This is a genomic window from Limnobacter thiooxidans (genome assembly GCF_036323495.1).
Classification (GTDB): Bacteria; Pseudomonadota; Gammaproteobacteria; order Burkholderiales; family Burkholderiaceae_B; genus Limnobacter; species Limnobacter thiooxidans.
On record NZ_AP028947.1, the window covers coordinates 881155 to 895613 of the forward strand.

Sequence of the window (14459 nt, forward strand, 5' to 3'; positions counted from 1 at the left end):
ATCAAATCTGCGTTACTTTAAATACCTGCAGCCGCTTTTAGCGTATCGGCCTTGTCGGTGCGTTCCCATGTGAATTCTGGCTCTTCGCGGCCAAAGTGGCCATACGCTGCTGTTTTCGCATAAATCGGGCGCAGCAGATCCAGCATCTGAACAATGCCCTTGGGACGTAGGTCAAAGTGTGCGCTGACCAACTCGGTAATTGCCGCATCGTCAATCTTGCCGGTACCAAAGGTGTTGACCATGATCGAAGTGGGGCGCGCCACACCAATGGCATAGCTGACCTGCACCAGACATTTCTCGGCCAAGCCTGCTGCCACGATGTTTTTCGCCACATAACGGCCTGCGTAGGCGGCAGAGCGGTCTACCTTGGACGGGTCTTTGCCGGAAAACGCACCGCCACCATGAGGGGCTGCGCCGCCGTAGGTGTCAACAATGATCTTGCGGCCAGTTAAGCCGCAATCGCCCTGTGGGCCACCAATTACAAATCGGCCTGTGGGGTTGACCAGGAAGTTGATGTCGCCCTTGATCAGCTCTTTCGGCAACACGGGTTTGATCACTTCCTCGATCACGGCTTCACGCAGGGTGGCCAATTCGATGTCAGGTGAATGCTGGGTCGATAGCACCACTGTATCGATGCAGTAGGGCTTGCCGTCTACATACTTGATGGTCACTTGTGATTTGGCATCCGGGCGCAGCCAGGGCAAACGGCCATCCTTGCGCAGCAGGCTTTGACGCTGTACCAGCTGGTGGGAGAGGCTAATGGCCAAAGGCATCAATTCACGGGTTTCATTTACCGCATATCCAAACATCAAGCCTTGGTCGCCGGCACCCTGGTTCAGGTCGTTGTCATGGGCTTTGTCCACACCTTGGGCGATGTCCGGGCTTTGGCGGTCGTAGCAAACCATGACGGCACAGCTTTTGTAATCAATGCCGAAGTCACCGTTGTCGTAGCCGATTTTCTTCAGGGTTTCACGGGCCACATCAATGTAATTGACCTGGGCGGTGGTCGTGATTTCACCGGCCATCACCACCAAGCCAGTGTTGGTCAGTGTTTCGGCAGCCACACGGGCTTTGGGGTCTTGTTCGAGAATTGCATCTAAAACGGCATCTGAAATTTGGTCGGCGACTTTGTCGGGGTGGCCTTCAGAAACGGATTCAGATGTGAAGAAAAAGTCGTTTGACATAAAAAAATCTCCAAAAAACAAAGGGTTGGTGCTGCCGCCTTGTTCGTTTGAAGCCGGGCGACGCTTTAGCGGAATTTTTTTCAGTTCGCCCCGCAAGTTGTCATTTAACTCAGCGAACTCGTGAAATATACAACATTTGTGTGTCAAGGAAAAGCGTGTACTGGTTACAATCTGCACCATGATCAAGTTTCTGTTCAAACTCTTCTCCACGTTTCCGCTCCCTGTGCTGCACGTTCTAGGCGCATGGCTGGGGTGGACGGTCTACGGCCTGTCCGCAAGCTATCGACGTAAAATTGACGTGCACTCGAAAATCGCATGTCCGAACGATGAAAAACTGCGTCTTCGAGCTGTTTATGGTTCAGTGAAGCATGCCGGAATGGCCCTGCTTGAGTTGCCTTTTTTGTGGGGATTGTCCACTCAAAAAGGCGCAGCAGCCTGCACCGAAATTTCCGGTTGGGATGTGATGGAACGTGCGCATGCCAAAGGGAAGGGCGTGATTTTCCTGACCCCCCATATGGGAAGTTTTGAGTCGGCCGCCCAAATTTTCTCCACGCGCGCGCCCATCACGGTGTTGTACCGGCCTAATCGCAATCGGGAATTGCAGGAAATTATTGAAGGCAGCCGCGCACGTGACAACGTGGCCTTGGCCCCCACCAACATGTCGGGCGTCAAAATATTGTTGAAAGCGCTCAAGAGGGGGGAAGCTGTGGGCATGTTGCCAGACCAGGTACCTGCCTGGGGCGAGGGCGTTTGGGCCCACATGTTTGGCCAACCCGCCTACACCATGACTTTGCCCGGCCGCCTGCACCAAGCCACCGGTGCTGCAATTGTGCTGGCTGTAGGTTTCAGGAAACCCAATGGCAAAGGGTTTTGCCTTGAATTGCATGAAGGCCCGGAATCGCTTAGCCCAGACCCGGTTCAGGCAGCCACACAAGTCAATGCTGAAATGGAAAAACTGATTTTGATGCGTCCCGAGCAATATTATTGGGGGTATGAACGCTACAAGGCGCCCAAAGGCCTGCAGGAAGGACAACAATGACTCATATTCTGATTGGTGTCTGGTTCGCTTTGGGGCGACTCCCCTTTGGCCTCTACCGCGTCGCTTCAACTGCATTGTCCGCTTTGCTCGCGCTGGTGTTGTTTGTGTTTGCCCGCGAGCGGCGTATGGTTGCGCTGACCAACCTCTCCCTTTGCTTTCCCGAAACGTCCGTCACCCAGCGATTACTCTGGACCGTTAAACACATCTATTTTTACTTGCGAACCTTCCTTGATCGAGCCTGGTTGTGGTCTGGCAACGCGGCAACGGTGCGTGATCGCGTGTGTATTGAAAATCTGGATGCGCTCGTTGCGCTGAAAGGCGGTCCCCCCACGATTTTTCTCGCACCCCATTTTTTAGGACTGGACGCAGCCTGGAGCCGGTTGTGTCTCGAGGTGGACATGGTCACCATGTACTCAAACCAGAAAAATCCGGTTCTTAATGACCTGATTCTTCAAGGGCGCTCAAAGTTCGGTGATCAATTGTTGCTGTCACGTCAGCAAGGCGTTCGCCCTTTGCTTACAGCGATGAAGAAAGGACGTCCGCTTTACTATCTGCCGGACATGGATTTTGGCGAGCGTGATTCTGTCTTCGTTACCTTCTTTGGTGTTCAGGCTGCTACCGTCACAGCAGTGGCCCGTTTGTCCAAAATGCTTCAAGCGCAGGTGGTTCCCGTGACCACTGTTTACCGCAACGGTCGCTATCACATTCGAATTCACCAAGCCTTGCCTGACTTCCCAATGGATGACGATGTGCAGTCAACCCAAGCCATGAATCACCACATTGAGACTTGGGTGAAAGACAACATTCCACAGTACTTGTGGCTACACAAGCGTTTCAAAACCCGTCCTGCAGGCGAGTCCAGAATATACTGAGCGGGTATTAATGCGGCGAGCCCGCCTGATTGGCCAGTCATGACAACACCCAACATACTCAGATTCACCAAAATGCACGGCGCAGGCAATGATTTCATTGTGCTGAACAACTGTGCCGATCAACTCCAGTTAAATCCTGCGCTCATCAAGCGGTTGGCTGATCGCCATTTTGGTATCGGAGCTGATCAGGTTCTCGTGGTTGAATCGTCCACCCAAGCGGACTTCAAGTACCGCATATTTAATGCAGATGGTCAGGAAGTTCAGCAGTGTGGGAATGGTGCCCGCTGTTTTGCCCAGTATGTATTCGACAAAGGGCTTACTCAAAAAAACCAGATCACGGTTGAAACATTGGCCGGGATCATTCAGCCTGAGCTAATCAGACACAATTGGGTCAAAGTCAACATGGGCCCGGCCGAGTTTGAGCCAGCCAAAGTACCATTTGTGTCAGAGGGCTTGCTCAGCAGATCGATAGGCGGACTGACCCAATACAAGTTGCCTGTGGATGCCGGTGCCGATGTTAATGAGCTTTGGGTGGGTGTTGCCTCCATGGGTAATCCTCATGTCGTCCTGTTGCTTGAACAGCCAGCCTCTGACGAGCTGGTGCAGCGTCTTGGAGCTGTACTTGAATCTCATCCCCGTTTTCCTGAAAGAGTGAACGTGGGTTTTTTGAATGTGCTTGACCGCGCCCGCGCCCATTTGCGCGTCTATGAGCGTGGAGTCGGTGAAACTTTGGCCTGCGGAACTGGTGCGTGCGCTGCGGCGGTGGTTGGCATGAAAATGGGCCTGCTCGCGGAACGTGTGGATGTGGTTAAAACGGGCGGTACATTGACAATTGAGTGGAGCGGCCAAAGCGACAGTGATGTGTTGATGACCGGGCCGGCACAAACCGTTTTTGAAGGGGAGTTTTACTTATGACTGAAGAAGCCGTTCAGGTCGCTGATTTTTTAAAGGCACATCCTGATTTCCTGATCAAAAATCCAGGCATTCTGGCTTTCGTCAAATTGCCTGAGCAGAGCACCGGCAATGTGGCTTCGCTTCATGAGCGTCAAGTTCAAACCATGCGTGAAAAAGTCAAATCGCTTGAACAGCGCGTTGTCGAAATGACGCATGCCGCTGTCGAAAACCAGGCAATTATCGACAATCTCCAGTCCCTGACGCGGGCGTTGCTCACCGTCAAAAATGCGGCCGACCTTCCCGAAGTGCTGGTGGAGAAAATTCGGCGTCAGTTCATGGTGCCGATGGTGTGTCTGAAATTGTGGGGGCAGGGTGACGAAACCGATAACACCGACAAGCTTGTTCTGGATGAGATGAAAGGTCTTTATTGTGGTTTTGCCGAAAATGCTCCAACCTTGAAGGTATTTGAAGCAGAAGAAATCGCTCCCCGTTCCGTGGTGGTCATTCCACTGCGCGTGGGCGTAAGTCCGCAGACCTTTGGTTGTTTGGGGTTTGGTTCTCCCGACAAAGATCGGTTCTCGCCAACACTTGAAACTGATTTTCTCCATACCCTGGCTGAAACTGCATGCGCAGCCCTGAGCAGAATTCAAGCAATACAGCCTTGATCGAACGCTACCTCCAGTATTTGCGTCTGGAGCGGCGTTACAGCGAGAACTCTGTTTCTGCCGTGAAGCGGGATCTCGCACTTGTTTCGCAAGCTGTTGATGTTGTGACTTCACAAGATTTGAAGCTGTTGCTGGCCAAGCGCCATGCCAGTGGGTCGGCCCCGGCCTCACTGGCACGTGCCGCTTCCAGTTGGCGCGGATTTTTTTCTTTTCTGCTGAAAGAGCAGCTCATTCAAGTCAACCCGGCACTTGGATTGAAAACGCCCAAACTCGCAAGGTCTTTGCCCAAGGCCGTCGGTGTCGATCAACTGCTCGCATTGCTGCAAGGGGATTTGCCCCTTGAGTTTCGATTTGCACAGGCTCATGTGTTGGTTGAGTTGCTGTATTGCACGGGTCTGAGAATCAGCGAGGCCCTGTCTCTGGATGAAAAAATATTGAGCGGAACTTCAGAACTCCGGGTCGTAGGCAAAGGGAATAAGGCAAGAATTGTCCCCATCATTGACAATCTTTCGCAGCGTTTGGCACAGTTCGCTGCAATTAGGCAAATTCATCTGGCGAGCAAATCAATTGGTGGTACACCCTCCTTGTTTGTCTCCGGCAAGGGAGTCAATTTGTCAGTTCGTCAAGCACAGAAAGACGTGGCCGACTATGCAAAACTCAAGGGGCTAGATCAGCATCTGCACCCGCACATGCTGCGCCATTCCTTCGGAAGCCACCTGTTACAGGGTACGCAAAACCTTCGGGCTGTGCAGGAATTGCTGGGCCATGCATCCATCGCTTCCACCCAGGTTTACACCGCGCTCGACTTTGATCACCTTTCCAGCGTTTATGACAAAACATTTCCCCGAGCACGCTGAATTGAAGAGATCAGAGCATTGAAAGCAGGCGTGTGGCGGCCACACCCATGCGTTCGTTCTCCAGGCGGTTAGTGTCCTGCGCAATCAAGCGATGCAGCATTTTGGCTGTGTTGTGAGTGGGTTCATTGGCGCTGTACCGCTCGCGTGCCTTGATCATGGCTTCGATCACTTCATCCGCTTGTTCCCCGGCATTTTCTCTTGCGTACAAAATTGCCACTGTGTCTGCAAACAGCTCTTGTTTGTAAACAGTTGCTGGTTTTGGACCAAGATTTCCCGTGCTTTGAATACCTCGAAACTCGTCTTCATTGATCTCGAAACTGGCGGTAAACTGGCGACTTTCCCTCAAGCAATGTCCCATCTCATGGGCCACTGAGGCGGCCACAATCTCTGGCCATTGAGGTCTGTTGCGTTCGTTCAAGAATCGTCCCCATTGCGCCCAAGCGGTTTCGTTGGTGTTCACAATCACCACGCATTTGCCATTCGCATAAGCCATTGCAGCCAATGGAGTTTTTTCTGGCCGTTCCGTTACAACCAAAGTAGGCTCGGTTTTCATCTCCGCTCGCATTTCAACAATGACTTCCCTGGCAATTTGTTCGACATACTGTGCGGACAGTTCGTTTTGATCTATCGACCCAAAACCCAAACCCAGAGAGAGAAGAAATGAAAGCATTGCAGAATCCAAGCGTTGAACTTGAATTCAGTTTCTTTTAATGCCCTCGAATTGATTTTGAGGAGAAAAGCCTTATAAATCAGTCTTTTCTGTCAAAGTAGGAGTCTGCTCGGCACGCCATGTCAGAACTTCCTTTACAAGCTCTGGACCTTCCAGCAAATGGTCTCGCCACTGGATTGCGTTCATGTGCAGCTCGTTCAAGTAAGCCAGCAAAACTGGCCAGGTTTCCGAAAAGTCGCGACTTCCTTCCAGGTTGTTCCAACTGGCCCAGCAATTCCACAATGCCGCTGCACAGTCTGGGCTTAATCTTGCCGAGTATCTTTTAAAAAAATGCGCCAGCTTTTCCTCGTGGGCATTGTCACCTGTGGCGTAAATTTGCCAAATCAATGGCAGCCCCGCCAATTGGGCGCGAACAAAAGAGTCTTCACCTCGAACAAACAGCACGTCGTATTGCGCCAGCAAATCGTCAAACTCGCTTTGTGCGCAGAAAGGTATCCAATTCACACCGCTAAATTCAGTTTCTTCAGATTCTTTGCCTGCCACGTCGATCGTTATAGGCGGGTCGCAACTTTCTCTCTGTTCAGCCCATTCGATCAACCTGAGCCACGGCGCGTCAGGATACGAAAACACGAAAAGGCGCAGGCCTTCTGTTGGGTTAACGCTGCGCTTGTGTTTCAGGCGGGCAGGGTAATCACAATGAACAACTCCTCCTGTTCGGCTTGTGAATCCGGGGTAGAAGTAACTTGTCTTGTGACCGGAACTAGGGGACACCGAGTCGCCGCCATGAAACTCTTCGATCCAGGTTTCTGCTGACAGGTAATCAATCACGAGCCAAGGCGTATTCGGGAATGTCTCTTTCAATGCCAAATCAAACCGGTGTGCGGTTTGTTCACTGGACGTGCCAAATGGTTCAAGAAGCAAATCCAGCGCAGCGTATTCCTTCGCAGAAAAACCAGCCTGCGTTGCGTCAACCAGAGTCAGGCCTTCAGTTTGTTGGCATGGATACAAGCGTGAAAATGTCGCAGCACTGTCATGGAAAAGAACCACTTCATGATCTTGCGTAGCCAAAGCTCTGGCCAGGCGTAATGAAAAGCCAGCATCTCCATAGTTGTCGATAACTTTGCAAATTATCCCAATGTGCATATTTTCTTGGCTCAAATGGAAAGGGCCCCAAAGGGGCCCTGTTTCAACACATGCAGCGAATCAAATCACTTCACGCGGTTGCGGTATTCAGCAGTGCGGGTGTCAATTTCGATCTTGTCACCGATTTCAACGAACGCAGGCACCTGAATTTCGAAACTGGTTGGCTTGATACGCGCAGCCTTCATGATTTTGCCTGATGTATCGCCTCGTACAGCTGGCTCTGTGTACTCCACTTCACGAACAACAGTGGTGGGCAATTCAACGGACAAAGCCTTGCCATCGTAAAACACCACTTCGCAGGGCATACCATCGTCCAGGTAATTCAGTGCGTCGCCCATGTTTTCGGCTTCCACTTCATACTGGTTGTACTCGCTGTCCATCAATACATACATGGGGTCGGCAAAGTAAGAGTAGGTTACTTCCTTGCGTTCCAGCATCAACAACTCGAACTTTTCGTCCGCCTTGAAAACACTTTCCATGCCTGCACCGGTCAGCAGGTTCTTCATTTTCATTTTCACAACAGCGGCATTGCGGCCGGACTTGTTGTATTCGGTCTTCAGAACCACCATGGGGTCTTTGCCAACCATTACTACGTTGCCTAGGCGAACTTCTTGTGCAGTTTTCATGAGTTTGATGAGGATTTAAAATTCAAGCCCCGTATTGTACTCGAAGTGCCTGATCGCACAAGGTTCTTTCTAATGTGATCAGGATGAGGGCAATCGATATGAACGCCTAGGAATCCCTTTTAATTCAGGCCACTTTGTCAGGCGCTCTACTAAGAACCGGGGCTGGATCTACTTCTACATAAGAGGCAGGGGCCAGATCAACGGGCAGTTCGTAGGGGCCTACCACTCTACGATGCAGTGCATCCACATGATTGCCTACCGCAGCAACCATTCGTTTGACCTGGTGATATTTGCCTGTGGTGATGCCCAGTTCCAACTGCCCGTCAGGTAGCAAGTTGGCTCGGCTGGCATAGATGATCTCCGGCTCATCGTCCAGATCCACCCCCTCAACAAGCCGCTTCAATTGCAATTCAGTAAACGGTCTTGCTCCTTTTACTACATAGATCTTTTCAATCTCCTGCCTGGTGCCGACTTTTCCACTAATAAGGCGGTGGATGAACTGGCCGTCATCGGAGAACAGCAGCAACCCCGTTGTATCCAGATCAAGGCGCCCCGCTGCCTGCAAACCTCGCTTTATATAGTGCTTCGGCAGCAGGTCGAAAACCGAAGGGTTGTGGCTGGGCAGGTGAGAAGTCTCATATCCAGCAGGTTTATGCATCAACACGTACTTGTATTGAGTAATTTCGAAGGTATTTCCATCAATTAAAAGGGTGTCTCCCCATGAAATTTCATCTATTTCGGGGTCGATCTGAATTCCGTTGCGAAAAATTTCGGAATTCCAGAAAATATTTTCGCATTCACGACGACTTCCAAGTCCTTGTGATTGCAGGATTTTTACGCTTGGTCTAACTTTCATTTGAAGATTCTTTGAATTTATTTGCCAAAAGTGTTTGACAGGTTTCGGATTGATGTGCATAATCTCGTTTCTCTGCTGCACGACAAGCAGCGCGAAACGAAGCAAGCAAGCGGTTCTTCAGGGTCTTAAGTAGTAAATAAGGCAGTACGAAGAACAGTGATTGTAGCGGAAATTTCGAAGCGATCTTTAACAAGTTAACAGCCGATAAGTGTGGGCACTGACCAGATAGGTTTAAGGTTTGTTCTTTTCTCAAAAAGAATGACTTTGAATCACGATTCAGAGTTAGTGCTCACGGAATAAAGTAAGTGAATGTAAAGGTCGTCAAGGCCGATACAAACATCTACTCCGTCGAGTTTAGTAAATTTTGCAGAGATTAAACTGAAGAGTTTGATCCTGGCTCAGATTGAACGCTGGCGGCATGCCTTACACATGCAAGTCGAACGGTAACAGGTCTTCGGATGCTGACGAGTGGCGAACGGGTGAGTAATACATCGGAACGTGCCCAGTAATGGGGGATAGCTCGGCGAAAGCCGGATTAATACCGCATACGCCCTGAGGGGGAAAGTGGGGGACCGCAAGGCCTCACGTTATTGGAGCGGCCGATGGCTGATTAGCTAGTTGGTAGGGTAAAGGCCTACCAAGGCGACGATCAGTAGCTGGTCTGAGAGGACGATCAGCCACACTGGGACTGAGACACGGCCCAGACTCCTACGGGAGGCAGCAGTGGGGAATTTTGGACAATGGGGGAAACCCTGATCCAGCAATGCCGCGTGTGCGAAGAAGGCCTTCGGGTTGTAAAGCACTTTTGTCAGGGAAGAAATCCTTTGGGCTAATACCCTAGGGGGATGACGGTACCTGAAGAATAAGCACCGGCTAACTACGTGCCAGCAGCCGCGGTAATACGTAGGGTGCGAGCGTTAATCGGAATTACTGGGCGTAAAGCGTGCGCAGGCGGTTGTGTAAGACAGGTGTGAAATCCCCGGGCTTAACCTGGGAATTGCATTTGTGACTGCACGACTAGAGTGTGTCAGAGGGGGGTGGAATTCCACGTGTAGCAGTGAAATGCGTAGATATGTGGAGGAACACCAATGGCGAAGGCAGCCCCCTGGGATAACACTGACGCTCATGCACGAAAGCGTGGGGAGCAAACAGGATTAGATACCCTGGTAGTCCACGCCCTAAACGATGTCAACTAGTTGTTGGGGATTTACTTCCTTGGTAACGTAGCTAACGCGTGAAGTTGACCGCCTGGGGAGTACGGCCGCAAGGTTAAAACTCAAAGGAATTGACGGGGACCCGCACAAGCGGTGGATGATGTGGATTAATTCGATGCAACGCGAAAAACCTTACCTACCCTTGACATGGCAGGAACTTTCCAGAGATGGATTGGTGCTCGAAAGAGAACCTGCACACAGGTGCTGCATGGCTGTCGTCAGCTCGTGTCGTGAGATGTTGGGTTAAGTCCCGCAACGAGCGCAACCCTTGTCATTAGTTGCTACGAAAGGGCACTCTAATGAGACTGCCGGTGACAAACCGGAGGAAGGTGGGGATGACGTCAAGTCCTCATGGCCCTTATGGGTAGGGCTTCACACGTCATACAATGGTCGGTACAGAGGGTTGCCAAGCCGCGAGGTGGAGCCAATCCCAGAAAACCGATCGTAGTCCGGATCGCAGTCTGCAACTCGACTGCGTGAAGTCGGAATCGCTAGTAATCGCGGATCAGAATGCCGCGGTGAATACGTTCCCGGGTCTTGTACACACCGCCCGTCACACCATGGGAGTGGGTTCTACCAGAAGTGGCTAGTCTAACCGCAAGGAGGACGGTCACCACGGTAGGATTCATGACTGGGGTGAAGTCGTAACAAGGTAGCCGTATCGGAAGGTGCGGCTGGATCACCTCCTTTCTAGAGAAAGAGAAGTAGATCAAGTCTTGAATGTGTCTGGTACTAGTGCTCACACTTATCGGTTTGTTTAAATATTAGATACAAGCAGCAAATGAGAGGGCCTTCAGTCGATGTGGTTAACGTTGACTAGAGGTCAGGGCCCTGGGGTTGAAAAGTTTTTAGGGTCTGTAGCTCAGTTGGTTAGAGCACCGTCTTGATAAGGCGGGGGTCGATGGTTCGAGCCCATCCAGACCCACCATTGATTTCAAATGGTAGTTAGAAAATACCTGGGGGTGTAGCTCAGCTGGGAGAGCACCTGCTTTGCAAGCAGGGGGTCATCGGTTCGATCCCGTTCACCTCCACCAATCTTTTGCTCTCAATGAAAGTTGAGTTTGTATCGAGTGTTTAAGTAAAGCGTCTTTAAGTAGATTGGCTGTTAATAAGTTGGCAAGTAAGCAATGCGCACAATGTTGCATTGCCCTTGCGGTCAAATGAATGAGCATATTGAATGTTTATTCATTTGGCTGTAAGAGTCGCCAAGCCCCTAGGGTTTGGACTTGTTCTTTAACAATTTGGAAATGATGAGATATCGAGATAGATACTCCTTTTAATTAAGGTGTACATATTTTGATTGATGCGATTGCATCATCGTTCTTCTCAAGAAGTTGATGTGCGTTGTTCCTAATGCATATCGGCGCTTGAATCTTAGAATACACACAAACTACTTTGCTTTTTATGGTGATTACAGTGTTGTTGAGAGTGAATAACTTGAAGCAGGGCTTAACGCTATAGAGCCAAGCGAATAAGTGCACATGGTGGATGCCTTGGCAGTCATAGGCGATGAAGGACGTGGTAGCCTGCGAAAAGCTACGGGGAGCTGGCAAATAAGCTTTGATCCGTAGATGTCCGAATGGGGAAACCCACCCTTTTAGGGGTATCGCACAGTGAATACATAGCTGTGCGAGGCGAACCTGGAGAACTGAAACATCTAAGTACCCAGAGGAAAAGAAATCAACCGAGATTCCGAGAGTAGTGGCGAGCGAAATTGGATGAGCCTGTACGATTTAGCATCAGAGTTAACAAAACGGTCTTGAAAGTCCGGCCATAGAAGGTGATAGCCCTGTATGTGAAAACTCAGTTGTGGAACTAAGCGTACGACAAGTAGGGCGGGGCACGAGAAACCCTGTCTGAATATGGGGGGACCATCCTCCAAGGCTAAATACTCATGACTGACCGATAGTGAACTAGTACCGTGAGGGAAAGGCGAAAAGAACCCCGGGAGGGGAGTGAAATAGATCCTGAAACCGTGTGCATACAAACAGTCGGAGCGGACTTGTTCCGTGACGGCGTACCTTTTGTATAATGGGTCAGCGACTTACATTCAGTGGCAAGCTTAACCGAGTAGGGAAGGCGTAGCGAAAGCGAGTCCGAATAGGGCGTCTAGTCGCTGGGTGTAGACCCGAAACCAGATGATCTATCCATGGCCAGGTTGAAGGTTGGGTAACACCAACTGGAGGACCGAACCCACTAACGTTGAAAAGTTAGGGGATGAGCTGTGGATAGGGGTGAAAGGCTAAACAAATCTGGAAATAGCTGGTTCTCCCCGAAAACTATTTAGGTAGTGCCTCGAGTCTCACTACAGGGGGTAGAGCACTGTTATGGCTAGGGGGTCATCGCGACTTACCAAACCATGGCAAACTCCGAATACCTGTAAGTGCAATCTCGGGAGACAGACATCGGGTGCTAACGTCCGGTGTCAAGAGGGAAACAACCCAGACCGCCAGCTAAGGTCCCTAATATCTGCTAAGTGGAAAACGAAGTGGGAAGGCTAAAACAGTCAGGAGGTTGGCTTAGAAGCAGCCACCCTTTAAAGAAAGCGTAATAGCTCACTGATCGAGTCGTCCTGCGCGGAAGATGTAACGGGGCTAAGCAGATAACCGAAGCTGCGGATGTACACGTAAGTGTATGTGGTAGGGGAGCGTTCTGTAAGCCTGCGAAGGTGTGTTGTAAAGCATGCTGGAGGTATCAGAAGTGCGAATGCTGACATGAGTAGCGATAAACAGAGTGAAAGGCTCTGTCGCCGTAAGCCCAAGGTTTCCTACGCAACGTTCATCGGCGTAGGGTTAGTCGGCCCCTAAGGCGAGGCAGAAATGCGTAGTCGATGGGAAGCAGGTTAATATTCCTGCACCGACGTGTAATGCGATGGGGGGACGGATCGTGGAAAGTGGTCCAGGTGTTGGATATCCTGGTCCCTGCATCATAGAGGACAGTTAGGCAAATCCGGCTGTCATATACTCAAGGGTGTGGGGGGAAGTAGCTACGGCTACGAACCCATTGGAAGTGGTCCCAAGAAAAGCCTCTAAGCTTCAGTTACACGTTGACCGTACCGCAAACCGACACAGGTGGGCGGGATGAGTATTCTAAGGCGCTTGAGAGAACTCAGGAGAAGGAACTCGGCAAATTGGTACCGTAACTTCGGGAGAAGGTACGCCCTTGTAGTTTGACCATGAACAATGGAAGGACGAAGGGGTTGCAATAAAATGGTGGCTGCGACTGTTTAATAAAAACACAGCTCTCTGCAAACACGAAAGTGGACGTATAGGGAGTGACGCCTGCCCGGTGCTGGAAGATTAAATGATGGGGTGCAAGCTCTTGACTGAAGTCCCAGTAAACGGCGGCCGTAACTATAACGGTCCTAAGGTAGCGAAATTCCTTGTCGGGTAAGTTCCGACCTGCACGAATGGCGTAACGATGGCCACACTGTCTCCTCCTGAGACTCAGCGAAGTTGAAGTGTTTGTGATGATGCAATCTCCCCGCGGCTAGACGGAAAGACCCCATGAACCTTTACTGTAGCTTTGCATTGGACTTTGAACCGGTTTGTGTAGGATAGGTGGGAGGCTTTGAAGTGGGAACGCCAGTTCTCATGGAGCCATCCTTGAAATACCACCCTGATCTGTTTGAGGTTCTAACCTTGACCCATTAGCTGGGTCGGGGACCGTGCATGGTGGGCAGTTTGACTGGGGCGGTCTCCTCCTAAAGAGTAACGGAGGAGCTCGAAGGTACGCTAAGTACGGTCGGACATCGTACTGATAGTGCAATGGCATAAGCGTGCTTGACTGCGAGACTGACAAGTCGAGCAGGTGCGAAAGCAGGACATAGTGATCCGGTGGTTCTGTATGGAAGGGCCATCGCTCAACGGATAAAAGGTACTCTGGGGATAACAGGCTGATACCGCCCAAGAGTTCACATCGACGGCGGTGTTTGGCACCTCGATGTCGGCTCATCTCATCCTGGGGCTGTAGCCGGTCCCAAGGGTATGGCTGTTCGCCATTTAAAGAGGTACGTGAGCTGGGTTTAAAACGTCGTGAGACAGTTTGGTCCCTATCTGCCGTGGGCGTTGGAAATTTGAAGGGGGCTGTTCCTAGTACGAGAGGACCGGAATGGACGTATCTCTGGTGTACCGGTTGTCACGCCAGTGGCATTGCCGGGTAGCTAAATACGGAAGAGATAAACGCTGAAAGCATCTAAGCGTGAAACTTGCCTTAAGATAAGATTTCCCTGAGGACTTGATCCTCCTGAAGGGCCGTTGAAGACCACGACGTTGATAGGCTGGGTGTGGAAGTGCAGTAATGCATTAAGCTAACCAGTACTAATTGCCCGTGCGGCTTGGCTCTATAGCATTGAGCCTTGCTTAAAGATACGCACTTGAAACAACACACAGTAAATCTACCCAGGTTTAAAACCCTGAAATTAGTCAAGGTAGTTTGTA

10 protein-coding genes, 2 tRNA genes and 2 rRNA genes are annotated in these 14459 nt (G+C 50.7%); 9 read left to right on the forward strand and 5 right to left on the reverse strand.

The features are described from left to right. Positions 1 to 17: 17 nt before the first annotated feature. Positions 18 to 1184, reverse strand: a complete 1167-nt coding sequence (metK, locus tag RGQ30_RS04000) for a methionine adenosyltransferase (protein WP_130558213.1) — start codon at positions 1182 to 1184, stop codon at positions 18 to 20. A 178-nt stretch (positions 1185 to 1362) separates the two neighbouring features. Here metK and RGQ30_RS04005 point away from each other — a divergent pair, with 178 nt between their 5' ends. From RGQ30_RS04005 to RGQ30_RS04025, 5 genes are read left to right on the forward strand one after another with little or no spacing between them, the layout of a single operon-like run. Continuing rightward, positions 1363 to 2223 (forward strand): lysophospholipid acyltransferase family protein, encoded by an 861-nt coding sequence (locus RGQ30_RS04005; RefSeq protein ID WP_130558212.1) that lies wholly within the window; start codon positions 1363 to 1365, stop codon positions 2221 to 2223. Then, positions 2220 to 3095: a lysophospholipid acyltransferase family protein gene (locus RGQ30_RS04010; protein ID WP_130558211.1), complete on the forward strand. Its 876-nt coding sequence runs from the start codon at positions 2220 to 2222 to the stop codon at positions 3093 to 3095. Before RGQ30_RS04005 ends, RGQ30_RS04010 begins: the two co-directional genes overlap by 4 nt. Before the next feature lie 39 nt (positions 3096 to 3134). Continuing rightward, positions 3135 to 4010 (forward strand): diaminopimelate epimerase, encoded by an 876-nt coding sequence (gene dapF / locus RGQ30_RS04015; RefSeq protein ID WP_130558210.1) that lies wholly within the window; start codon positions 3135 to 3137, stop codon positions 4008 to 4010. Further along, complete coding sequence (locus tag RGQ30_RS04020; protein ID WP_130558209.1) at positions 4007 to 4654, forward strand: DUF484 family protein; 648 nt, start codon at positions 4007 to 4009, stop codon at positions 4652 to 4654. Before dapF ends, RGQ30_RS04020 begins: the two co-directional genes overlap by 4 nt. Further along, on the forward strand, positions 4615 to 5511 hold the full coding sequence (locus tag RGQ30_RS04025; RefSeq protein ID WP_130558208.1) for a tyrosine recombinase XerC: 897 nt from the start codon (positions 4615 to 4617) through the stop codon (positions 5509 to 5511). Before RGQ30_RS04020 ends, RGQ30_RS04025 begins: the two co-directional genes overlap by 40 nt. A gap of 10 nt (positions 5512 to 5521) precedes the next feature. On the opposite strand, the gene RGQ30_RS04030 is transcribed toward RGQ30_RS04025, so the two are convergent. The 4 genes from RGQ30_RS04030 to RGQ30_RS04045 form a co-directional block, all read right to left on the reverse strand. Beyond that, positions 5522 to 6181, reverse strand: a complete 660-nt coding sequence (locus RGQ30_RS04030) for a hypothetical protein (RefSeq protein WP_130558207.1) — start codon at positions 6179 to 6181, stop codon at positions 5522 to 5524. 72 nt (positions 6182 to 6253) lie between these two features. Further along, on the reverse strand, positions 6254 to 7324 hold the full coding sequence (gene earP, locus RGQ30_RS04035; protein ID WP_130558206.1) for an elongation factor P maturation arginine rhamnosyltransferase EarP: 1071 nt from the start codon (positions 7322 to 7324) through the stop codon (positions 6254 to 6256). Positions 7325 to 7389: 65 nt separating this feature from the next. Next, the gene (gene efp, locus RGQ30_RS04040) at positions 7390 to 7950 is read right to left on the reverse strand and encodes an elongation factor P (RefSeq protein ID WP_130558205.1); all 561 of its coding nucleotides are present in this window, start codon (positions 7948 to 7950) and stop codon (positions 7390 to 7392) included. Between the two features lie 124 nt (positions 7951 to 8074). After that, positions 8075 to 8911, reverse strand: a complete 837-nt coding sequence (locus RGQ30_RS04045; RefSeq protein ID WP_130558204.1) for a pseudouridine synthase — start codon at positions 8909 to 8911, stop codon at positions 8075 to 8077. A gap of 270 nt (positions 8912 to 9181) precedes the next feature. Here RGQ30_RS04045 and RGQ30_RS04050 point away from each other — a divergent pair. The 4 genes from RGQ30_RS04050 to RGQ30_RS04065 all read left to right on the forward strand — a co-directional run bounded on the left by RGQ30_RS04050 (position 9182) and on the right by RGQ30_RS04065 (position 14364). Further along, positions 9182 to 10710: ribosomal RNA gene (locus RGQ30_RS04050) — 16S ribosomal RNA — on the forward strand. 161 nt (positions 10711 to 10871) lie between these two features. After that, positions 10872 to 10948 (forward strand) — tRNA-Ile (locus RGQ30_RS04055). 30 nt (positions 10949 to 10978) lie between these two features. Continuing rightward, positions 10979 to 11054, forward strand: a tRNA-Ala gene (locus RGQ30_RS04060). A gap of 427 nt (positions 11055 to 11481) precedes the next feature. Then, positions 11482 to 14364, forward strand: a 23S ribosomal RNA gene (locus tag RGQ30_RS04065). Together the 16S and 23S rRNA genes with 2 tRNA genes alongside form the textbook arrangement of a ribosomal RNA operon. Positions 14365 to 14459 lie beyond the last annotated feature (95 nt).